The following is a 22,038-nucleotide window of genomic DNA, read 5'->3' on the forward strand; positions in this document are numbered from 1 at the left end:
CTACTGCCCGGCGCCTGCGGCGGCCGGAGCCGACGCGGCGATGGCGGCGAACTGCTCGACGGTGAGCGCCTCGCCCCGCGCCCCGGGATCGACGCCCGCGGCGGTGAGCGCGGCGGCGGCCCGGTCGGCGCCGCCGGCCCAGCCCGCGAGGGCGGCGCGCAGGGTCTTGCGCCGCTGGGCGAAGGCCGCGTCGACCACGGCGAAGACCCGTTCGCGGGTCACGTCGGCCCGGGGCGGTTCGCGCCGGGTGAAGCCGACCAGGCCGGAGTCGACGTTCGGCACGGGCCAGAAGACGTTCGGCGGGACCCGACCGGCCGCCCGGGCCCGCGCGTACCAGGCGAGTTTGACCGACGGGATGCCGTACACCTTGGAGCCGGGGCCGGCGACCAACCGGTCGGCGACCTCCTTCTGCACCATCACCAGGCCGTGCCGCAGCCCGGGCAGCTCGGCGAGCAGGTGCAGCACCACGGGCACGGCGACGTTGTAGGGCAGGTTCGCCACCAGCGCGGTGGGGGCCGGGTCGCCGAGGTCGGCGGCGGTGACACGCAGCGCGTCCGCGTGGTGCACGGTGAGCCGGGCGGCGTCCGCTCCGGCGTGCCGGGCGGCGGTCTCCGGTAGCGCGCCGGCCAGCACCGGGTCGATCTCGACGACGTGTACGTGCGCGGCGACCGGGAGCAGGGCCAGGGTGAGCGAGCCGAGCCCGGGGCCGACCTCCAGCGCCACGTCGTCGGGCGCGAGCCCGGCGGTGCTGACGATCTTCCGCACGGTGTTCGGATCGTGCACGAAGTTCTGCCCGAGCTTCTTCGTCGGGGCGACACCGAGCCGGGCGGCCAGGTCCCGGATCTCCGCCGGGCCGAGGAGACCGCTCATGGGCAGCAGCGTAGGGGGCGCGGCCGGGCGCTCCGGAAGCACCCCGGGTCGCAGCTCTGCTCCGGCACGGAGCTCACCACGGGCCGAAGACCCGGTCGCCGGTGGCGGAGATCGCGGCGCAGAGCTCGTCCAGGTCGGCGCCGGTCGACGCGGCGAGCGCCCGGACGGTCAGCGGGATGAGGTACGACGCGTTCGGGCGGCCGCGGTGCGGCGTGGGGGTGAGGTACGGGGCGTCGGTCTCCACGAGGATCTGGTCGAGTGGGGTCGACGCGGCGGCCTCGCGCAGCGCCGCGGCACTGGCGAAGGTGACCGTCCCGGCGAAGCTGAGGAGGTAGCCGCGGCGTACGCACTCCTCGGCGAACTCGGCGTCGCCGGAGAAGCAGTGCAGCACCACGGTCTCCGGCGCTCCCTCGTCGTCGAGGATGCGCAGCACGTCGGAGTGCGCGTCCCGGTCGTGGATGACGAGCGCCTTGCCGTACCGCTTGGCGATGGCAATGTGCGCCCGGAAGCTCTCTTCCTGGGCGGCGCGCCCCTCGTCGCCGGTGCGGAAGAAGTCCATTCCGGTCTCGCCGACGCCCCGGACCCGGTCGTGGGCGGCGAGCGCCTCGATCTCGCGCAGCGCCTCGTCCAGGTCGGGGAGGCGGGGGGCGTCGTTGGGGTGCAGCGCCACGGTCGCCACCACCGCCGGATACCGCTGCGCGGTCTCCACCCCCCAGCGGGAGGAGGGAACGTCCACTCCGACCTGCACCAGACGGTCCACCCCGACCCGGTTGGCCACCTCGATGGCCGTTCCGATCGGGTCGTCCGAGGGGCCGCCGCCGGGAACACCCGCCTCACTGACCGTTATGTCCAGATGAGTGTGGCTGTCGAGCACCGGACGGGGCAGCGGTTGCGGGGCAGGCGGGAACTCTCCGGCCCGGCGGGCGGCACGGGCGCTGCGGGACTCGCTTGCGTCGATCGGCTGTTCGGTTGGCTGGCTCATCACCCAAAGGATCACACACCGAGCCGGTCCACCCGCCCGCCACCTGCTGTTCACCTCGATTACCGAGGGCGATTCTACGGTCGCCCGGTGAGCGAGCGGAACGCAGCGAACCACTGGGAACAGCCGCGTGGCGCTCGCGCCGACGCGCAGCGGCGACGCGAGTGGGTAGATCGCGGGTACGACGGCACGGTGATCCGATGAGCGTCGCGCCACAGACCAGCGGCGAGGCCGACGGGCGTACCGGACTGCGGGTCACGTACGGCGGAGGTGTCTACCCCGCGGAGGAGATCGCCCGGGGCGCGGCGTACGAGTTGTTCAGCGCCGACGAGGTGCCGGGGTTCGAGTGGGCGCCCCGACCCGGCACGGCCCTGCCCTGGCGCCGGTTCGTACACGTCACCGAGGTGGCCGCGGTGCACGGCGGGAACGAGCCGCCGGAGGAGCCGGAGCCGGCGCTCATGATGCCGGCGCACCGGGAGCGGGGCTGGGCGTACGTGCACCAGCTCAGTCAGCGGCCGGACGCCGCCGGCGACCCGGTGCTCGGCGTGGTGCGCGGGTCGGCGACCCTCCGGCGGGGCACCCGGATGGTGAAGATGCTCTCCGCCCGGCAGCTCGCCGGGTACGTGCGCGGGTGGCTGCCGCACGGCTTCTGCTACCGGGAACACGACGTGGCGCACCTGCGTACGCCCGCCACGGCGTCACTGCTGCGCACCGACGGCGACGCGGACCGGGACGGGGTGGAGGTGGCGTACGCGCTGCGCTGGCGGGCCTCCGACCCGGGCGACTACGACGTCCCGGTGGGCGAGGCGCACCGCGGGCTGACCACGCTGCCGCCACGGGACCGGCTGGGTCCTCCGGTGCTCGGCACCGGTTTCGTGCCCAGCAACAGCCAGCTGATCCCCGAGTTCGTCACCCGGGACTTCGCCGACCTGCCGATGCCGGCGAACGCCAGCCTGCTCGCCTACCCGACGGAGGGCGTCGAGGTGGTGTTGTACACCTACCAGGCGGAGCAGCGCGGCTGGCTGCGGATGGTCGGGCCACAGTGGCGGCACCTGCTCGCCGCGGTGCCGGGGATCTCCCCCGACCAGGAGTACCTGCCCGTCGGTGAGGCTCCCCGCTCCACCCACCTGGTCGGGGCGTACGGCGGGAACGAGTACGAGGCCGTCGCCGACCTGCCCGGCGGGTTCCGGGTGCTGGCGATGACCCGGGCGGCCCGCTACCCGGTCGAGGCGGCGGCCCGCCGACTGCGGATCGGTCAGTGGCGGGGCGTGCCCTGCGTCGTGCTGCGGGAGGAGGCGGGCTGGCTGCGGCTGCGCCTGCGCCGGCCGGATCCGGACGCGGTGGCCAGCACCGGGGCACAGTGCCACGACCGGGGCGTGTACGAGGTCTGGGCACCGGGCCCGGAGGTGACGGACGTCCAGGTGGTGGACTTCCCGTACCACCTCTGAAGGGGACGAACGGGCGCACGGCCGGGCACGACGCCGGGCAGGGCGAGGCGGGCGGGGCATACCGGCGGAACGGACGGGAATGCGCCGGGCGAGGAGAGAACCCGAGCCCGACTTCAGGAGAAGAGCATGCCGTTCATCACCGTGGGTACGGAGAACTCCGCGCCCATCGATCTGTACTACGAGGACCACGGCTCCGGCCAGCCGATCGTGCTGGTCCACGGCTTCCCGTTCAACGGGGCGACCTGGGAGAAACAGACCCTTCCACTGCTGAACGCCGGATACCGGGTGATCACCTACGACCGGCGCGGCTTCGGCAGCTCGGCGCAGCCGACCATGGGGTACGACTACGACACCTTCGCCGCCGACCTCGACGTCCTGCTCTCCGAGCTGGACCTACGCGACGTGATCCTGGTCGGCCACTCGATGGGCACCGGCGAGGTGACCCGCTACCTCGGCGCGTACGGCTCGCAGCGGGTGAACCGGGCGATCATGCTGGCCCCGCTGGCGCCGTTCCTGGTGCAGAGCCCCGACGACCCGCAGGGCGTCGAGAAGAGCAAGTTCGACGGCTTCCAGCAGGCGATCCTGCAGGACCGGTTCGCCTTCCTCACCCAGTTCTGCAACAACTTCTTCAACTGGGACGAGAACAAGGGGAAGCTGGTCAGCGAGGATGCGTACCGGGCGCACTGGGAGATCGGCGCGCGGGCGTCGGCGAAGGGCACCTACGACTCCGTGGACGCCTGGCTGACCGACTTCCGGGGCGACCTGCCGCAGATCGACGTTCCGGTGTTGATCGTGCAGGGCGACAAGGACAACGTGCTGCCGTACGCGGTCACCGGCCAGCGGTTGCAGCCGATGCTCGCGGGCAGCCAGCTGGTCACCCTGAAGGGCGCGCCGCACGGCATCCCGTGGACGAACGCCGACGAGGTCAACAAGGCGATCATGGACTTCATCGGCGCGCCGGCGATGAGCCGCGCCTGATGTCCTCCGCGGCCCGCGCCCGGTGCGGGGCGCGAGCCGGACACGATCGGCCCGCCAGGCCGGTCGGGTGGGGTGCGGCCCGGGGATGCCCCGGGCCGCACCGCCGTGTCCGGACCGGGCCCGCCGCCGGTGCGGTGGGCTCGGTCGTCAGGCGCCGAGCCGGGCCAGCTCCTCGTCGACGATGGACGGGTCGAGCTTGCGGAAGACCGGCTTCGGCGCCGCGAGGGGCCGCCCCACCGTCAGCGCTACGGACTCCCAGCGCGTGCCCTGCGTGTAGTCGCCGGTGAGCACCGGGTACGCCGGCCCGCCGTCGAGGTCCTCCACCTCGGTGATCTGCGGCATCGGCGCGTGCACGCCGGTGCCGCCGAGCAGCTCGTGCACCTTCTGTGCCGAGTGCGGCAGGAACGGGGTGAGCAGCGTGTTGGCGTCGCTGACCACCTGGAGGGCGACGTGCAGGATGGTGCCCATCCGCGGCTTGTCGGCCTCGTCCTTGAGCTTCCACGGGGCCTGGTCGGAGAGGTACTTGTTCGCCTCGGCGACCACCTTCATCGCCTCGCCGATCGCCTGCTTCTGCCGGTGCCGGCCGATAAGGTCCCCGACCACCGCGAAGCCGGCCCGGGCGGTGGCGAGCAGCGCCTCGTCGGCCTCGGTGAGGCCGGCCGGGTCGACCGGCGGGACCGCGCCGAAGTTCTTCGCCGCCATCGAGATGGAGCGGTTGACCAGGTTGCCCCAGCCGGCGACCAGCTCGTCGTTGTTGCGGCGGAGGAACTCCGCCCAGGTGAAGTCGGTGTCGTTGCTCTCCGGGCCGGCGGCCGCGATGAAGTAGCGCAGCGCGTCGGCGTCGTAGCGCTCCAGGAAGTCGCGGACGTAGATGACCACCCGGCGGGACGAGGAGAACTTGCGCCCCTCCATCGTCAGGTACTCGCTGGAGACCACCTCGGTGGGGAGGTTGAGCCGCCCGAGCTCGCCCGGCTCGCCGTCGCGCGCCCCCTCGCCCGAGTAGCCGGCGAGGAGCGCGGGCCAGATCACCGAGTGGAAGACGATGTTGTCCTTGCCCATGAAGTAGTACGTCCGGGCGTCCTTGCCCTCCCCGTCGGTGGACCACCAGCGGCGCCACGCCTCGGGGTCGCCGGAGCGGCGGGCCCACTCGATGGAGGCGGAGAGGTAACCGATGACCGCGTCGAACCAGACGTAGATCCGCTTGTCGGACCGGTCACGCCAGCCGTCGAGCGGGATCGGCACGCCCCACTCGAGGTCCCGGGTGATGGCGCGGGGCTGGAGGTCGTCGAGGAGGTTCTTCGAGAACCGCAGCACGTTGGGGCGCCACCCCTCGCGGGCGTCCAGCCACTGCCGGAGCACGTCCGCGAGGGCGGGCAGGTCCAGGAAGAAGTGCTCGGTCTCGACGAACTCCGGCGTCTCCCCGTTGATCTTCGACTTCGGGTTGATCAGGTCGATCGGGTCGAGCTGGTTGCCGCAGTTGTCGCACTGGTCGCCGCGGGCGCTGTCGTAGCCGCAGATGGGGCAGGTGCCCTCGATGTAGCGGTCGGGCAGCGTCCGGCCGGTGGACGGGGAGATGGCTCCCATCGTGGTCTTCGGGACGATGTAGCCGTTGCGGTACATCCCCTCGAAGAGCTCCTGCACCACCGCGTAGTGGTTGCGGGTGGTGGTGCGGGTGAACAGGTCGTACGAGAGCCCCAGGCCGTGCAGGTCCTCGACGATCACCCGGTTGTAGCGGTCGGCCAGCTCGCGCGGGGTGACCCCCTCGGCGTCGGCCTGCACCTGGATCGGCGTGCCGTGCTCATCCGTGCCGGAGACCATGAGCACGTCGTGACCGGCCATCCGCATGTACCGGCTGAAGACGTCGGAGGGAACGCCGAAACCGGAGACGTGGCCAATGTGGCGCGGGCCGTTGGCGTACGGCCAGGCAACCGCCGCGAGAACGTGACTCATGACCAGCAAGCCTAATGACCCGTGCCGGGCAGCTGCGAACCAATACGGGTGCCCGGCACGTCGTCCGGGTCGGCGGACCGGCCAGACCCCCTCGACCGATGGTCCGATTTGTCGCCGACACGCGCTTTTGCTGCCGGATCGGGGCACCGGACGGGTGTGCAATGAACGTCGTGGCTGGTCGACGAGCGCAGCGCGAACCGGACGAACGCCCTTCGCGGGCGGCGCTCGCCGACGGGCTGGACGTCCCCGCCGGTGACGGCCGGCCCCGGCCGGACGGCGAGGGGGAGATCTCCCCGGACGACGAGGCCCCGGGCGACGGGCCACCGCCACCCCGGCCGGTACGCGGGCCCGGGGTGGCCCCGCAGCCCCGGCCGGTGCCCGGCGACGACGCCACACCGGCGGTCGCCGTCGGGGACGAGCCCCGGTCGTCAGGAGCCGGACCGGCGACGCCGGCCGGGCGCGAGCGGGACCGGCCGCCGCGGACCGGTCCGGTGCCCGCGCCGGCCCGCAGCCGCCGCAGCCGGAGCAGGACCGCCAGGGAGCCGGAGGGAACCGACGGTGGGCCGCCCCCGCAGCCGGCGGGGGAGCGCCCGGGCCGGGCCGCCGCGCCACGACAGGGCGGCGAGTCCGCGCCGGAGCAGGAGGCTGACGGGCCCGAGCCCGCCGTCGCCGTCGAGGCGACGACCGGAGCGCCGGTGGACGCCCTGCCCAGCCGGGTGCCCGTACGTCAGCCGAAGCGCTGGCGCCGCCTGGTTCGCGGCACCGACGGCGACCCGGCGGAGGACGACCCGACGTTCTGGCCACCGATCGAGGAGGTGCACTGGGACGGCACCCCGATCCGGGCGGAGCCGGAGCGCGAACGGGACCGACCGGCTCGGGAGGCCACCCGCCGCCGGCGGCGCTCCCGCCGGAACCATCCGCCCGACCCGCTACCGGGGCTCGCCGCACTGTTGGCGCTGAGCCTGGTCGCGGCGTTCTTCGCCTGGGTGAGCGCCGGGCCGCTCTGGGTCGCGGTGGGTCACGCCACGCGCGGCACGTCGGTGATCACGGAGTGCGCCGGCAGCGGCTTGGCGCAGCGCTGCCGGGGCATCTTCACCGCCGAGGACCGGCGGTTCGTCGCGCACGGAGTGCGGGTCAGCGGGGTACCGGCCGACCGGGCCGAGACGGGTAGGGCACTGCCGGCCCGGATGACCGGTCCGGACGGTGGGACGGCGTACGCCGACACCGGCGGAGCGGCCCAGCACCTGCGCTGGCTGCTCGGCCTGCTGGCGGTGGCGGCCTGCGCCGCCGGGATCGCCCGCTGGACCGGCGCCACCCGGCTGAAGGGGCAGCGGGCCCGGCGCTGGGCGACAGCCGTCGCGTTCGCCGGTCCGGCGCTGATCACGGTCGGCTTCCTGGTGGCGGCCTGGTGACCGGCCCCGCCCTGGACAGCCCGCGCCCGGATCATCGCCCGGCCGGGGCCGGCGCGCCCTGCCCGCTCAGCGGTGCACGACGCCGTAGACGTCCCGGCGGCGCAGCCCGTACGCGGTGGCCACGTCGCTGATCGCGTCGCGCCGGGAGAGCCCGGCCGCCTCCCGGTCGGCGACGGCGGCGCGCAGCGTGTCGTCGTCGGGGCGCTCGGCGGCCGTCTCGGGCGCCCCGGCCACCACCAGCGTGATCTCGCCGCGCGGCTCCCCCTCGGCCGCCCAGCGGGCCAGCTCGCCGAGGGGGCGGCGCAGCACCTCCTCGTACGTCTTGGTCAGCTCGCGGCAGAGCGCGGCGGGCCGGTCCGCGCCGAACGCCTCGGCCAGGTCGGCCAGCGAGCTGGTCACCCGGTGCGGGGCCTCGAAGAAGACCAGCGTGCGCTCCTCGGCGGCGAGCGCCCGCAGGCGGGAGCGGCGCGCGCCGGGCGTGCGGGGCAGGAATCCCTCGAAGCAGAACCGGTCGCAGGGCAGCCCGGAGAGGGCGAGGGCGGTGGTGACCGCGCTCGGCCCCGGCGCGGCGGTGACCGGCGCACCGACGTCCAGCGCCGCGCGGACCAGGCGGTAGCCGGGGTCGGAGACGCTCGGCATGCCGCCGTCGGTGACCAGGGCGACGAGGTAGCCGGCCTGGATCACCTCGACCAGTTCGGGGGTGCGCCGCTCCTCGTTGCCCTCGAAGTAGGAGACGATTCGGCCCGGGATGGTGATGTCGAGGTCGCGGGCCAGCCGGGTGAGGCGGCGGGTGTCCTCCGCGGCCACCACGTCGGCGGTGGAGAGCACCTCACGGAACCGGGCGGAGGCGTCCGCCGGGTTGCCGAGCGGCGCGCCCAGCAGTACAAGGCGTCCAACATCCGACATTTCACCCACGGGCTCTGCCGCTCCTCGATCGACGGTGGTGGCGGGGATCGGGGACGACTGACGCCACCGGCCACCACCGCAGCCTACGATCGCCGGGTGACGAGTGCGTCGACAGCACAGAGCGCGAGCGCTACCCGGGTCGATTCGGAGCGTACGGCCGACGCCGGGCCGCACGCCGGTAGCGTGGTCCCAGGCATTGTCCGGGCCCGGCTGGCCACGGTCGAGGCCCGGTTCGACAGGTGGTCCTGGCTGGCCACCGGCGTGGTCGTGCTGATCGCCGGCATCCTGCGCTTCGTCGGCCTCTCCGGCCCGAAGGGCAAGATCTTCGACGAGACCTACTACGCCAAGGACGCGTTCGGGCTGATCTCGCGCGGCGTCGAGTGGAACTACAAGGACGGAAACGCGTCGTACGTGGTGCACCCGCCGCTGGGCAAGTGGCTCATCGGGCTCGGCGAGTGGGCGTTCGGCTACCAGGACACGGAGAGCCGGATCTCGGTGCCGGGGCACCTCGTCACCACCGCGCCCGAGTTCGGCTGGCGCTTCTCGGCGGCGGTCGTCGGCACCCTCTCGGTGCTGCTGCTGGTGCGGATCGGACGGCGGCTGTTCCGGTCCACGGCGCTCGGCTGCGCGGCCGGTCTGCTGCTCGCCCTGGACGGCTTCCACCTGGTGCTCTCCCGCACGGCGCTGCTCGACATCTTCCTGCTCTTCTTCGTGCTGGCCGCGTTCGGCGCGCTGGTGCTGGACCGGGACGCCCGCCGGCGGCAGTGGTCGCGTGCGCTGGACGCCGGACTGGACCCCACCCGGCCCGGACGGGCCGGCCGCCCGGCGAACGGGTGGCGCGGCTGGCCGTGGTGGCGGCTCGCCGCGGCGGTGCTCTTCGCCGGTGCCTGCGGGGTGAAGTGGAGCGCGCTCTACTTCCTGCCGGCCTTCGTGCTGCTGGTGCTCGTCTGGGAGGCCGGCGTCCGGCGGTCGGCGGGCGTACGCCGACCCTGGCGCAGCGCGCTCGTCGACGAGGCGCCCTGGCTGGCGCTGGCCGGCCTGCTCTTCGTCGTCACCTACCTGGCGACCTGGTCCGGTTGGCTCTTCACCGACGACGGCTACTACCGCGTGGCCGCGAACTATCCGGGCGCCCCGCTCAGCGACACCCCGGTGATCGGGCCGCTGATCAACCTCTTCGAGTACCACAAGGCCGCGTACGGCTTCCACACCCATCTGGACGACGGGCACAAGTACCAGTCCTGGCCGTGGCAGTGGCTCTTGCTGGGCCGCCCGGTGGCGTTCTACTGGTCGGGCAACGGCCCGTGCGGGGCGGAGAACTGCGCCGCGGAGATCCTGCTGCTCGGCACCCCGCTGCTCTGGTGGTCGTTCCTTCCGGCCCTGGTGGCGACCGCCTGGCTGGGCCTGGCCCGCCGGGACTGGCGGGCGGGCGCCGTCCTGCTGATGGTCGCTGCCGGCCTGTTGCCCTGGTTCTGGTTCGCCCTGGACGGGCGGACGATGTTCTCGTTCTACACCGCTCCGGCGCTGCCGTTCATGGTGCTGGCGGTGGTGTACGTGCTCGGCGCGATCGTCTCACCGGGGACGGCGCGGGCCGGGGCGGCACGCGCGGTCGGCCCGGGCGACGCGGGACACGACCGCCGGTTGATCGGTGGCGTCGTCGCGGGCGGCTACCTGCTGCTGGTGGCGCTCTGCTTCGCGTACTTCTACCCGATCTTCGTCGGCGAGGTGATGCGGTACGCGGACTGGTCGGCCCGCATGTGGCTGGGCGGTCGCTGGATCTGACACTCTCGGCACCGGGTCGGTCGCGCTCGCGTCGGCCGGCCCGGCTCGCCGCGCGTCCGGTCGTACGACGGCGACCGTGTGGGGTGCGGGGCCCTGGAGACAGAGAAGCGCGCCCCGATCGCCTGCCACGGGGGAAGCGGGCGATTGGGGCGCGCACGAGAAGCTTAACCACCGCGCACCACCGGCACAACGGGTCGACTTCGGTCAGATTTCTGACGGATACCCCTCAGGTCACCGGGACAGAACCGGCAGCTGACCGACGGTCACCGGGGCGAGGCCTCATCGCCGCCGACGCACGCGCCGCCGGGGCGGGCCGCTTCGGGACCGCGGCGGCGCGGAGCGGTCGACGCGGCCGGATCCCGCCGAACCTCGCGGGTGGAGGGGTCGTCGGCGTACGAATCGGGCCGACGCACCCCAATGATCATCCTAAGTGGACGTCATTACACTTCGCCCGGTGATCAACTTAAGACGTTCCACCACCGTCCTCGCCGGACTGGTGGTGATCCCCGCGCTGCTCGGGCCGGTGCCGGCCATGGCCGACGAGCCGGGCCCCGCCGAGCCGCCCCGGGTGGAGCTGGTCCTCGACGTCAGCGGCTCGATGGGGGCCCGGGACATCGAGGGCCGGAGCCGGATCTCGGTGGCACAGCAGGCGTTCAACGACGTCGTCGACGCGCTGCCGGAGACGACCCAGCTCGGCATCCGGGTGCTCGGCGCGACGTACAAGGGTGAGGACAAGAAGGTCGGCTGCCGGGACACCCAGCAGATCGTCCCGGTGGGCCCGGTCGACCGGTCCCAGGCGAAGGACGCGGTCTCCGGGCTGCGGCCGACCGGGTTCACCCCGGTCGGGCTCGCGCTGCGCGAAGCCGCCAAGGATCTGGGCAGCGGCGCCACCACCCGCCGGATCGTGCTGATCACCGACGGCGAGGACACGTGCGCGCCGCCGGACCCGTGCGACGTCGCCCGGGAGCTCGCCGCGCAGGGCACCCGCCTGGTCGTCGACACGCTCGGCCTCGCCCCCGACGAGAAGGTACGCCGGCAGCTGCTCTGCATCGCCGGCGCGACCGGAGGCACGTACACCGCGGCGCAGAGCACCGACCAGCTGACCAACCGGATCAAGCAGCTGGTCGACCGGGCCCAGCAGACGTACACCCGGACGCCGACGGTGGTCGGCGGCGGCTCCGTCTGCGAGGGCGCCCCGCTGCTCGCCCCCGGCGTCTACACCGACCGGGAGAAGTTCTCCGAGCACCGCTGGTACCGGGTGCCGGTGCGGCCGGGCCAGGAGCTGCGCGCCTCGGTGAGCGTGGCGCTGGACCGGCCGCTCAACCCGGACTACGGCGTACTGCTGCGGGCCGTCGCGACCGACGGCCGGGAGCTGGTCCGTGGCGTGGACGCGGGCAGCGGCCGGGCGGACGTCGTCTCGGCCGGCCTGCGCTGGTCGGACGACCGGGAAGACGCCGACGAGCAGGACGACGCCGACGGCGGGGCCAGCGCCGAGCCGACCGACCCGGCGCTCCTCCCCCCGACCACGGTCTGCCTGGTGATCGCCAACTCGTTCGCGCCCCGCGCCGGAACCGAGGCGAGCCCGGGCCTGCCGGTGGAGCTGACCGTCGACGTGGTGGCCGCGTCGCCCACGCCGCGAGGCCCGGATCTCGGTCGCGGTTGGGCGCTGCTGGCCCTGCTGACCGTGGCCGGCCTGATCACCGGTCTACTCGCCGGCCTGCTGACCCGCTGGTGGGTGGCCACGTGGAGGGAGAAGTGAGCGTGCGTACGACTCTGACCCGGTCGCTGGCGGCGCTGGTCGCCGCCGCCGGTCCGGTGCTGCTGCCCGCCACGGCGCTCGCCGCCCCGACCGACGGGCCGTCGCCGTCCCCCGGCGCCACGACGGTGACCCGTGCCGGCACCTCCTTCCTGACCGCGACCACGATCACCGCCGGTCAGCCGGTACGGGTGGACGCCTCGACGGGCGACTACCTGTACTGGTCGTTCACCGCCGAGGCGGGGCAGGTGCACGACATCGCCGCCTCCGTGTCGTTTCCCGCCGACCGCAGCGGCGCCTCCACCTGGACCGTCGAGGTCTTCGACGGGTTGCGTCGCCGGCAGGCGTGCACGGCGGGTGCGCAGACGCCGACCGTCGACAAGACGGCGAGTGCGGTCTCGCTCGGCTGCACGCTGCGCGAGGTGCGGCCGTGGGCCGAGCCCTGGTCGGCCGACCCGCTGCCCGGCACGTACTTCATCCGGCTCTCGGTCCTCGACGTGCCGGAGCCGGACCTGGGCGCACCGATCGAGGTCGGGCTGCTGGTCGGCGCCGACGGCGACGGCGCTCCCGCCGACGACGGCGAGCTGGCGGTGCCGCTGGTGCCGAACACCCAGGCCGGCGCGCTGCTGACCGACGAGCAGGCCGCCGCACCCCTGAACGACGCGGACGAGGAGAGCTGGTTCGACGGGCTGCTGCCCGCGCTGGGCTCGCGGTGGATCTGGACGAGCATCGGCGGCGTCCTGGCCGCGGTGGCCGGCGTGGTCGGCTTCGCGCTCACCCGCCGACCCCGGCGCGCCTGACCGCCCGCCGGCGCGGACGTGCCGGTCCCGTCCCGAGCCACGCAGGTCGGGACGGGACCGGCACGCGGGGCGACTCAGGCGTTCCGCGGCCCTCGGGGCAGCCACCCGATGAAGCGGTCCTGCAGGGACGTCACGGACACGTTGCGCAGGTCCTCGCTGGCGGCGGCGAGGCAGGAGCCCAGGTATACGCTGAGCGTGGCGCGATCGCCGTACTCCTGAAGCAGCCGGCTGCGCTTCATCGCGCACGGCCAGTCCTCCCCGCAGGAACCACAGCTCCAGCCGGGCGGCTCCGGTGCGTGGTCATCGCTCACCGGGCCGGACGCTCCCGCACCACCGGTCATCGCACTCCCTCTCGGTTCCTGCCAGGGGCCGGACGCGTACGCCGACCCGAATCGATCACAACGGCGGTCGATGCCCCCCGTGCCGTGCTTGGGCTACAGCGCCTCGGAACCATCCGGTGTTACATAGTTGCGGTACTTTCGCCATTCATGGCAGTCAGAAAGTTGACGGACGGCCGTCCGTACCCGCGGCGCGGCCGGCGATCAGGGCACCCGCAGCCCGCGGCGACCGGCGATGCGTGACCTGCTGCCGCCGCAGGTCGCGGTGGCCGTGGCCGGGCCCGACGACTGGACCGGTCGACTCCTCGCCGAGGAGCTGGCCTGCCTCAGCGAACGGGCGGTGGAGAGCCGGCGGCGGGACTTCACCGCCGGGCGGGTCTGCGCGCGGCGGGCGATGGCCACGCTCGGGCTGCCGCCGGCCCCCGTGCCGGCCGCCGACCGGATCCCGGTCTGGCCGTCCGGCGTGGTCGGCACCATCACCCACACCCGGGGCTACTGCGCGGCGGCCGCGGCCCGCAGCGCCGAGGTCCGCTCCGTGGGGATGGACGCGGAGCAGCACAAGGAGCTCAATCCGGGGGTACGCCGGCTGATCTGCCTGCCCGAGGAGGACGAGCACCTGGCACGGCTGCCGGCCGGAACCTCCTGGCCGGCCGTGCTCTTCAGCGCCAAGGAGACCATCTACAAGGTCTGGCATCCGGTGGTCGGCACCTGGCTGGACTTCACCGACGCCCTGGTCGAGATCGACCCGGAGTCCGGCACGTTCTGCGCCCGGATCGCACCCGCCCGGGTCGACGCCGCGCCGGTCGCGACCGCGCCGAGGGCGGTGCACGGCCGATTCGCCGTGGCCGACGGTCTGGTCCGCACCGCGGCGGTGTTGCCCCTGCCCTGACGAGCGGCGGCAGGCCCCGGCGGGGCACAATCCGTCGCCCGGGCGCGGTAGCGTCGGCGCGTTCCTCCCCTCCCCCGCCACGATCCAAGGAGTACGGTGAGCCACCCCGAGCCGCCCGCCGGGCCGCACGATCCCGACCAGCCGCACCCGGAGCCGCCGACGCAGGCGTTCCCGACGGCCCCGATGTCACCGGTGCCGCACGGCGGACCGACGCCCGGCGACGCGACGGCTCCGCTGCCGCCGGCTCCGGCCGCTCCGGCCGATCCGACCGTGGCGATGCCGCCCGCCCCGATCGCTCCGGCCGATCCGACCCTTGCGATGCCGCCGGCCCCGTTCACCCAGGGCGGCGCCACCACCCCGATGCCGACCGCGCCGTTCACGCCGGGCGGCGCGACCACTCCGATGCCGCAGGCCCCGTTCACCCAGGGCGGCGCGACCACCCCGATGCCGGCGGCGTCGGCCGGGGCGACGGGTCCGATGCCGCACAACCCGTGGGCGCCGAGCGCCGGGGCCCCGCAACCGCCGGGCGAGCCGACCGTGCCCCAGCAGCCGGTCCCGGGCGCCGCGCAGCCGCCCGCCCCCGGCATGCCCCAGCCACAGGTGTCCGGCAGTCCCTGGGCCGCCCCGGGCGCACCCGAGCCGCCGGTGTCCGGCGCACCTCAGCCGCCCGTGTCCGGCGCGCCTCAGCAGCCGGTCTCCGGTAACCCCTGGGCCGCGCCCGGATCGGCCCAGCAGCCGACGCCGCCCGGGCCGTACCCGCCGGCGGGACAGCCCTACCCGGCCGCGCCCGGCGGCTACCCGCCCGCCGGCTACCCGCCGCCCGGGTTCCCGCCGCCCGGGCAGCAGCCGCCGCAGAAGAAGTCGAACAAGACGGTGCTGATCATCGTCATCGTGGCGGCGGTGCTGGCCGTGCTCTGCTGCGGTGGCGGCGCCGCCGCGCTGATCTACGGCGCGAACAAGGCGGACGAGGTGGTCGACACCCTGCCCACCGCACCGGCGACCGAGGACGCCGACGAGCCGCCGGTCCTCACCCCGACCCTGCCGAGCAGCCCCGACGCGACGACCGACGGCGAGACCACGAACATGCCGGCCGGCGACACCCTGGTGATCACCGATGACGACGGCACCGTCGAGATCACCGTGTCGAAGTTCAGCACCAGGACGAAGGGGTGCAACGAGTTCGCGCCGGAGCCGGACAAGGGCATGTACCTGATCGCGGACGTCACGGTCGAGGTCACCAAGGGCACCGTCTCGGTGAACCCGCTCTACTTCCAGTGGGTGGCGGCCGACGGCACGGAGACGAACGCCATCGCCGGGCTCTTCGCCGGCTGCGGTGAGAACCTGGAGCCCGGCGAGGTCTCGGCGGGCCGCAAGCGGACCGGCACGGTGGTCTTCAACGTCGCGAACAAGAACGGGGTGCTGGAGTACCTGCACCGCTTCCAGACGGCCGGTTCCTGGCGTCCGTAGCGATGACCGGGAGGCCGGCCGCCCGGCCGGCCTCCCACCGGTCACACCACGCAGAACTCGTTCCCCTCCGGATCGGCCAGCACCACGTGATCGAGCCGACCGTCCACCTCGTCCTCCCGCAGCACCCTCGCGCCCGCCGCGACCAGCCGCTCGACCGCTGCGCGGACCCTCGGCGCCCGGACCTCCCACGGCACGCCGCGCCCCCCGCCGGCCTGAAGGTCGAGGTGTATCCGGTTCTTCGCCACCTTGGGTTCGGGAACCTTGAGGAACGAGATCCGGGGGCCGGCCCCGGTCGGATCCGCCAGGTAGGCGACGTCGCCCCACTCGTCGGCGGGCACGTCGTGGTGGCGGAAGAACGCCGGCCAGTCGGCGAAGCCCGCCGGGGGTTCCGCGTCGACGTAGCCCAGTGCGGTCTTCCAGAAGGCGGCCAGTGTCGGCGGGTCCGCGCTGTCGAACGTCATGGTCCACCGGGCGGCGTCGGCGGGTACCGGGCTCGTGCCGGTCATGACTGGTCCGCCAGCCTCGTCGCGCGCCAGGCGAGCAGCCGCCGGTAGGCGTCGAAGCCGTCCGGCACCCAGTCCCACTCGGTGAGCCGCCGCTCCAACTCCGCCTCGGTCAGGAACGCGTGCCAGGCCACCTCCTCGGGCTGCGGCGCGACCGTCGACGGGCAACGCACCTCGTAGACGTACGACCACCAACTGTGCTGCGGCGTCTCGTAGAGGAACTTGAAGAGCGGCACGGGCGCGGGCAGGCCGGCGACCCCCAGCTCCTCCTCGGCCTCCCGCAGCGCCGCCTCGTCGTACGACTCCCCCGCACCGACCACCCCGCCGACGAACATGTCGTAGAGCGACGGGAAGACGAGCTTGCGCGCGGTACGCCGGTGCACGAAGACGTGACCGTCGTCGTCGCGGGCCAACACGAACGCGCAGCGGTGCCGGAGCCGGTTCGCGTACACCTCGTCGCGCCGCGCCTGCCCCACCACCCGGTCGTGTTCGTCGACGACATCCAGCACCTCGTCGGCCGAGAGGGGTGACTGATCTTCCATGAACACAGCCTGCCACGTCGTTACCGACGAGTCAGCGCGGCAATCCAGAATGCGATTCCCGTTCACTTACACTCCCGGCTCACCCTTCTACGTGTTAGTAACATTGCTTCCGGCGACAATGGACGCACGAAAAGTAGAGTTCATTCTTGAATGGGCGACAGGAAAGGGATCGGCGAGTGGTGAGACCTGCGCAACTGTCGCTATTCCGTCCCCGCCGGCAATGGGGTCCGTAAACATCGTCAAGTACCGTCTCCTCTCGTGCCCGAAGCCCCCCGACGATTGATCGCTGATCGCTACCGACTCGTCCGTCCGCTCGGCCAAGGCGGGATGGGTCGTGTTTGGCAGGCCCTCGACGAAATGCTCCAACGGGATGTGGCCCTCAAGGAACTCGTGGCGCCACCCGGGCTGAGTGACGACGAACTGCACGAGATGCGCGAACGGTCCATGCGCGAGGCGCGCGCCGTCGCCCGCCTCGGCCATGTCAACGTGGTACGCGTCTTCGACGTACTGCTCGCCGACGGCGACCCGTGGATCGTGATGGAGCTGGTCCCGTCGCGCACGCTGCAGCAGGTGCTCGATGCCGAGGGGCCGATGCCGCCGGCCCGCGCCGCCCGGATCGGGCTGGCGCTGCTGAGCGCGCTGCGCGCCGCACACGAGGCCGGGATCCTGCACCGCGACGTCAAGCCCGCCAACGTGCTGCTCGCCGATGACGGACGGGTCGTACTGACGGACTTCGGGCTGGCGACCCTGCCCGGGGACCCGCGCGTCACTCGAACCGGCATGGTTCTCGGCTCGCCCGCGTACCTCGCCCCCGAACGGGTCACCGACGGTGTCGTCGGTCCGGCCGCCGACCTCTGGTCGCTCGGGGCGACCCTCTACTCCGCGGTCGAGGGGCGGACGCCGTACAGCCGCTCCACGCCGATAGCGACGCTGGCCGCGCTCGCCACCGAGGCGCCACCACCCCCACGGCAGGCCGGCACGCTCACCGAGCTGCTGGACGGGCTGTTGCGCCGGGATCCGCAGCAGCGGATCAGCGCCGAGGAGGCGGATCGGATGCTGGTCCGGGCCGTCGCCTCGGACGACCCCACCGCCGACGCCGGCCGGGTCGCTCCGGCGGAGCCGGACGGGCCGATCACCCGGGTCAACTCCGACGTCCGGCCCCGCCCGCGGATCGTGCCCGAGTTCATCGCCGCCGCCCCCGACTCCCCGGCGGAGGTAGCCGCGCCGCCCTCGGCCGCACCACCGTCAGCCACACCGCCGTCCGCCACGGCGCCCTCGGGTGCGTCGCCGTCCGCTGCGGCGGCTGGCGCGGTCGGAGCCGACGGGCCCCGCCCGGCCACGGCGAGCGTCGCCGGTGGCGCCGACGCTCCCGTCGCCGCACCCACCGGCTCACCGAAGAGACGGCGGCGCGGTCTGCTGGTCGGGTCGCTCGCCGTGGCGCTGCTGCTCGTACTGCTGCTGGGCGTGCCGCTGGTGAACGGCGCGCTCTCCGGCACGCCGGGCGACGACGGGGCCACGGCGGCGAACGCCAGCCCCTCCGCACTCGCCGACACGCCGGTTTCCCGGGAGCTCTCCCCGCCCCCCGTGGGCTGGCACTACCACCGCGACGACCCCCGCTTCCTCATCCCGGTGCCGGACGGCTGGCAGCTGCGACGCGACGGCGAGCGGCTCGAGTTCCGCGAGCCGGACGGCGCCCGCCTGCTCGTCGTCGGTGAACTCGACTCGGTCCCCAGCAGCGTGGTCGCCGAGCTGCGAGCACGGGAGCGGGCGGAACGCGAGCGGTACGACGACTACCGGAAGATCCGCCTCGCCCCGGTGAAGTACCAGGCGCAGGCCGCCGAGTGGGAGTGGACGTACACCGCCGGAGACGGCACGCGGCTGCACGCCGTGAGCCGCGCCTTCGTCGGCCACAACCGGCACGCGTACACCATCGGCTGGACCACCGCGGACGCCGAATGGTCGGCCAGCCGGAGCACCTTCTCGCTGGTCACCGATGGATTCCAGGGCCTTCCGCCGGTCACCGGCGAACCGTCGAGGTCCACGCCGGCCGGTCCCGGGCACGGGCAGGCCTCGCCCAGCACGGGCGGCAGCCCGACCACCGGCTCGACGGAGCCGGTGCGACCGCCCGCCTCGGCGGCCGCCCCGCCGCCCTCGGCTCCGGCCGCTCCGCCCGCCGGTGACCAGATCGTCAGCTTCGCCAGTAACCGCTGCATCGACATTCCGGGCGGCAACGCCACCGCCGGCGCCCGGCTGCGGATCTGGGATTGTCGCCGTACGGCCGGACAGTTGTGGACCTTCCCCGGCGACGGCACGGTCCGCTCTATGGGCAAGTGCCTGGACGTTGCCGGACACTCGACGGAGAACGGCGCCGCGATCCAGTTGGCCGACTGCACCGGCGCGAGTTCGCAACGGTTCAACCTGAACAACGCCCACGACCTGGTGTACGTACGAGCGGACAAGTGCGTCGACGTAATCGACGCCAACCCGAACAACGGCGCCCGGTTGCAGCTCTGGGACTGCAACGGCGGAGCGCACCAGAAGTGGCGGCGCGGCTGACCCACCCGGCCGCGGTGCCGACCTCTCCGACCAGCCAAGGAGTGATCGCATGCGCCCCTCACCGTCCCGGACGTTCGCGGCGATAGCGACGGCCGACCAGCCGACCGACACCAGCGTCGTCATGCGACGTGCGGTCGTGCTCGGCGGCAGCATCGCTGGGCTGATGGCCGCCCGGGTGCTCAGCGACCACGCCGAGGAGGTGCTGATCGTCGAGCGGGATCCCTCCGAGGCGGACCACGGGCCCCGGCCCGGCGTACCGCAGGGCAGCCAGGTGCACGCGCTGCTGCCCGCCGGTCAGGTGCAGTTGGAGCGCTGGTTCCCCGGCATCGCCGAGGAGGCGCTCGCGCTCGGCGCGCCCTTGCCACCGGCCCCGGACGCCACCGCGAAGACCTTCGTGAACGGGGTGCTGGGCGTACCGCCACCGGCGACGGCCACCGGGCCGATGCTGATCACCACCCGACCGTTCCTGGAGGCGCTGGTCCGGCGGCACACGCTCGCCGTGAAGAACGTCCGGATGGCGTACGGCCGGGCGGACGGCCTGGTTTACGCCGACGGGCGGGTCACCGGCGCGCGATACGTGCCGCAGGACGGCGCCGAGCCGGTCGTCGAACCGGCGGATCTGGTGGTCGACGCGATGGGACGGTCCAGCAGACTGAGCGACTGGCTGGCCGGCGACGGGTGGCCGCGCCCCCCGATGCAGCGGATCCCGATCAAGTTGAACTACGCGACCGCGCTCTTCAAGCGGGACGAGAAGGTCAGCGACACCTGGGTGGTGGTCTACCAGACCATGGCCGGCAACGGCCGCACCGCCCGCATCGGCGGGATCAACTCGGTCGAGAACGACCGCTGGATGATGCTGGTCGCCGGCTACGACGACGACCGTCCCAGCCGCGACGTCGCCGACTTCACCGCCCGCTGCCGCAAGCACTATCCGGAGATGTTCGGCGACATCGCCGAGCGTGGGGAGATGCTGGGCGAGGTGATCACGTACCACCAGGCCGACAGCCGGCGTCGGGACTTCCACAAGCTCGACCGGTTGCCCGCGGGCCTGGTCGCCGTCGGCGACGCGGTCGCCTCGTTCAACCCGGTGTACGGCCAGGGCATGACCTCCGCGATGCTGCACGCCTCCTGCCTATCGGCGTACCTGCGCTCCGGCCCGAGACCCCACGAGGAGCCGGCGCACGCCTACTTCGACCAGGTCCGGGTGATCGTCGACGCCGCTTGGCAGATCTCGACCTCGGCCGACATCGAACTGCCACACGTCGACGGGCCGTACCCGCGCGGGTACAAGCTCGCCAAGTGGTTCGGCAACCTGGTCTTCCGGGGTTCGCAGATCGATCCGGTGCTGAGCGCCCGACTGAGCCGGGTCACCACCATGCTCGAGCACCCGGCCGCCCTGAGCCGGCCCGGCACGCTGCTCCGCGCACTCCGGATCGGCCTGCGGCACCGTCGCTGACCGGCCGACGATCGCCGCCTCCGGCACGTCGACGGACTGCGCACACCACACGGCCCTGTCGCTGACCTTCCGCACCGGCTGTCGGGATCCGGCCGACACTGGCGGGTTTCCACCACTGGCGGGCGGGGACGCGAGACAGGAAGTGGAACCTGGCTCTCGCCATGACCACAGGGAGGCGACATGAGCTTCGAGAGGGCGACCGGGAACGTCGAGAAGCTGGCCGGCCCGGCCCGCGCGCGGCTGGGCGACATGGCCCAGGAGGAGCGGGCACGGGCGGAACAGGTGGCGCAGCGGGACGAAATCCGGGGCAGACAGCCTGGCGAACATGTCCAAGAGGACGCGCGAGACGCGAAGGACGATTTCACCCGCTGACCGCTCGGACGGCGGCGGCCCGGTCCGGAGGCCGGGGCGCCGCCGTCCGGGTTAGCCGACGCCTGAGGTTTGCGGGTCGTTCCGCCTGGACAACGTCCATACCGCGTACGGGTGGCCAAGCCGACGGAAATGGTCAATGCCTCTGAGCGGACCCGAGGGTCGGGCGTCGAAGAGCGGAATCAGATCGCCCTCTCGTCCCTCGGCGAGGGCTTCGTCGAGTCGCAGGTAGTACGCGAGGAAGGCATCGAACGTCGGCACCGCCTGATCCGACAATTCCTGACCGACCACAGCCCCGCACGCCTCGGCCTCCTCGACCGACCGGATCGCCCACCGGTCGTAATCGTCGGAGTGACGGGCGTCTGCGGTGAGCCGCGCCCACCATTGAGCCACCGACGCCGTGGGCCGGTCGCGGCGGTTCCCGCCCAACCGCTCCTGTTTCCAGTCGAGCCAGGAGGCGGTGGCGACACCGAGGTTGACGTAGAAGAGCGAGGTGCTGTCCCAACTGCTCGTGGAACCCTGGAACTCGATGACCGCCGCGTGGCCGGCATCGGAGATCCGGCGGAAGGTGCCGTGCGACCGCCTGAAGCCGTGCCCTCGCAGCACCGGCCCGACCTGCTTGGCGATCATGTCAAGGTACGCCTGCCGCACTGGACGCTTCATTCAAGGAAGCGTATTGGGGGGTACGGCAAGACAGACGAACCGTGACCGGCTGCTGACCCCTGCCGCCCCGGAGTCGAAAAGGCCGTCCCCGACTAGCGGAAACGGCCTTTGAACTGGGTGGAGCTGAGGGGATTTGAACCCCTGACCCCCTCGATGCGAACGAGGTGCGCTACCGGTCTGCGCCACAGCCCCTCCGCCGGCTGACCGGCGTCGGTCCCACCCGGCTTACACCGGGCGGGCCGGCGCCAAGGCTAACAGGTTCACCACCCCGGGGGCGAATCCACCCCACCCCGTCACGCCCACTCGGACGATCATCCGGCCGCCGTCACCGGCAAAAGCACCATACCCGCATCAACCGTACGCGACGTGGTCGGCGC

At 73.2% G+C, this 22,038-nt stretch carries 19 protein-coding genes and 1 tRNA gene; 11 read left to right on the forward strand and 9 right to left on the reverse strand.

Features of this window, described 5'->3' with window-relative positions:
• Together rsmA and D7044_RS30830 are read right to left on the reverse strand one after the other, a co-directional pair.
• Positions 1 to 870 (reverse strand): 16S rRNA (adenine(1518)-N(6)/adenine(1519)-N(6))-dimethyltransferase RsmA, encoded by an 870-nt coding sequence (gene rsmA, locus D7044_RS30825; RefSeq protein ID WP_120673444.1) that lies wholly within the window; start codon positions 868 to 870, stop codon positions 1 to 3.
• Positions 871 to 943: 73 nt separating this feature from the next.
• Positions 944 to 1,855 (reverse strand): TatD family hydrolase, encoded by a 912-nt coding sequence (locus D7044_RS30830; protein WP_120673445.1) that lies wholly within the window; start codon positions 1,853 to 1,855, stop codon positions 944 to 946.
• Positions 1,856 to 2,049: 194 nt separating this feature from the next.
• Between D7044_RS30830 and D7044_RS30835 the strand changes: the two genes are divergently transcribed.
• Both D7044_RS30835 and D7044_RS30840 read left to right on the forward strand, forming a co-directional pair.
• Entirely contained in the window at positions 2,050 to 3,297 is a 1,248-nt protein-coding gene (locus D7044_RS30835) for a hypothetical protein (RefSeq protein ID WP_120690993.1), read from the forward strand.
• A 126-nt stretch (positions 3,298 to 3,423) separates the two neighbouring features.
• On the forward strand, positions 3,424 to 4,275 hold the full coding sequence (locus tag D7044_RS30840; protein WP_120673447.1) for an alpha/beta fold hydrolase: 852 nt from the start codon (positions 3,424 to 3,426) through the stop codon (positions 4,273 to 4,275).
• A gap of 147 nt (positions 4,276 to 4,422) precedes the next feature.
• On the opposite strand, the gene metG is transcribed toward D7044_RS30840, so the two are convergent.
• A complete protein-coding gene (metG, locus tag D7044_RS30845) occupies positions 4,423 to 6,225 on the reverse strand; it encodes a methionine--tRNA ligase (protein ID WP_120673448.1) in 1,803 nt (600 codons plus the stop codon).
• A 170-nt stretch (positions 6,226 to 6,395) separates the two neighbouring features.
• Between metG and D7044_RS33160 the strand changes: the two genes are divergently transcribed.
• Positions 6,396 to 7,637: a hypothetical protein gene (locus tag D7044_RS33160; protein WP_233565184.1), complete on the forward strand. Its 1,242-nt coding sequence runs from the start codon at positions 6,396 to 6,398 to the stop codon at positions 7,635 to 7,637.
• Positions 7,638 to 7,703: 66 nt separating this feature from the next.
• Here the strand turns inward: D7044_RS33160 and rsmI are convergent, their stop codons facing one another.
• Positions 7,704 to 8,552, reverse strand: a complete 849-nt coding sequence (gene rsmI, locus D7044_RS30855; RefSeq protein ID WP_120673449.1) for a 16S rRNA (cytidine(1402)-2'-O)-methyltransferase — start codon at positions 8,550 to 8,552, stop codon at positions 7,704 to 7,706.
• A gap of 87 nt (positions 8,553 to 8,639) precedes the next feature.
• Here rsmI and D7044_RS30860 point away from each other — a divergent pair, with 87 nt between their 5' ends.
• From D7044_RS30860 to D7044_RS30870, 3 genes are all read left to right on the forward strand, one after another.
• Positions 8,640 to 10,322 (forward strand): dolichyl-phosphate-mannose--protein mannosyltransferase, encoded by a 1,683-nt coding sequence (locus D7044_RS30860; protein WP_120690994.1) that lies wholly within the window; start codon positions 8,640 to 8,642, stop codon positions 10,320 to 10,322.
• A gap of 454 nt (positions 10,323 to 10,776) precedes the next feature.
• On the forward strand, positions 10,777 to 12,081 hold the full coding sequence (locus D7044_RS30865; RefSeq protein WP_148481505.1) for a VWA domain-containing protein: 1,305 nt from the start codon (positions 10,777 to 10,779) through the stop codon (positions 12,079 to 12,081).
• Between the two features lie 2 nt (positions 12,082 to 12,083).
• On the forward strand, positions 12,084 to 12,878 hold the full coding sequence (locus tag D7044_RS30870; RefSeq protein WP_120691016.1) for a peptidase: 795 nt from the start codon (positions 12,084 to 12,086) through the stop codon (positions 12,876 to 12,878).
• 74 nt (positions 12,879 to 12,952) lie between these two features.
• Here the strand turns inward: D7044_RS30870 and D7044_RS30875 are convergent, their stop codons facing one another.
• Positions 12,953 to 13,189 (reverse strand): hypothetical protein, encoded by a 237-nt coding sequence (locus D7044_RS30875; protein ID WP_233562864.1) that lies wholly within the window; start codon positions 13,187 to 13,189, stop codon positions 12,953 to 12,955.
• A 262-nt stretch (positions 13,190 to 13,451) separates the two neighbouring features.
• On the opposite strand from D7044_RS30875, the gene D7044_RS30880 reads away from it, so the two are divergent.
• Positions 13,452 to 14,105 (forward strand): 4'-phosphopantetheinyl transferase family protein, encoded by a 654-nt coding sequence (locus tag D7044_RS30880; protein WP_120673452.1) that lies wholly within the window; start codon positions 13,452 to 13,454, stop codon positions 14,103 to 14,105.
• A gap of 96 nt (positions 14,106 to 14,201) precedes the next feature.
• On the forward strand, positions 14,202 to 15,572 hold the full coding sequence (locus D7044_RS33350; RefSeq protein ID WP_267901619.1) for a DUF4352 domain-containing protein: 1,371 nt from the start codon (positions 14,202 to 14,204) through the stop codon (positions 15,570 to 15,572).
• 41 nt (positions 15,573 to 15,613) lie between these two features.
• Here the strand turns inward: D7044_RS33350 and D7044_RS30890 are convergent, their stop codons facing one another.
• Both D7044_RS30890 and D7044_RS30895 read right to left on the reverse strand, forming a co-directional pair.
• A complete protein-coding gene (locus D7044_RS30890; RefSeq protein WP_199716837.1) occupies positions 15,614 to 16,078 on the reverse strand; it encodes a VOC family protein in 465 nt (154 codons plus the stop codon).
• The gene (locus D7044_RS30895) at positions 16,075 to 16,617 is read right to left on the reverse strand and encodes an NUDIX domain-containing protein (protein ID WP_120691019.1); all 543 of its coding nucleotides are present in this window, start codon (positions 16,615 to 16,617) and stop codon (positions 16,075 to 16,077) included. Before D7044_RS30895 ends, D7044_RS30890 begins: the two co-directional genes overlap by 4 nt.
• A 258-nt stretch (positions 16,618 to 16,875) precedes the next feature.
• On the opposite strand from D7044_RS30895, the gene D7044_RS30900 reads away from it, so the two are divergent.
• From D7044_RS30900 to D7044_RS30910, 3 genes are all read left to right on the forward strand, one after another.
• Positions 16,876 to 19,173: a serine/threonine protein kinase gene (locus D7044_RS30900; RefSeq protein WP_120690995.1), complete on the forward strand. Its 2,298-nt coding sequence runs from the start codon at positions 16,876 to 16,878 to the stop codon at positions 19,171 to 19,173.
• 49 nt (positions 19,174 to 19,222) lie between these two features.
• Positions 19,223 to 20,629: an FAD-dependent oxidoreductase gene (locus tag D7044_RS30905; protein WP_120690996.1), complete on the forward strand. Its 1,407-nt coding sequence runs from the start codon at positions 19,223 to 19,225 to the stop codon at positions 20,627 to 20,629.
• A gap of 180 nt (positions 20,630 to 20,809) precedes the next feature.
• Positions 20,810 to 21,001 carry a general stress protein CsbD gene (locus D7044_RS30910; protein WP_120673454.1) on the forward strand — a complete coding sequence of 64 codons (192 nt, stop codon included), beginning with the start codon at positions 20,810 to 20,812 and terminating at the stop codon, positions 20,999 to 21,001.
• A 51-nt stretch (positions 21,002 to 21,052) separates the two neighbouring features.
• Here the strand turns inward: D7044_RS30910 and D7044_RS30915 are convergent, their stop codons facing one another.
• Both D7044_RS30915 and D7044_RS30920 read right to left on the reverse strand, forming a co-directional pair.
• Positions 21,053 to 21,628: a DUF4304 domain-containing protein gene (locus D7044_RS30915; protein ID WP_158610048.1), complete on the reverse strand. Its 576-nt coding sequence runs from the start codon at positions 21,626 to 21,628 to the stop codon at positions 21,053 to 21,055.
• A 151-nt stretch (positions 21,629 to 21,779) separates the two neighbouring features.
• Positions 21,780 to 21,853, reverse strand: a tRNA-Ala gene (locus D7044_RS30920).
• Positions 21,854 to 22,038: the final 185 nt, after the last annotated feature.

It is taken from the genome of Micromonospora musae, assembly GCF_003626635.1.
Taxonomy (GTDB): Bacteria; Actinomycetota; Actinomycetes; order Mycobacteriales; family Micromonosporaceae; genus Micromonospora; species Micromonospora musae.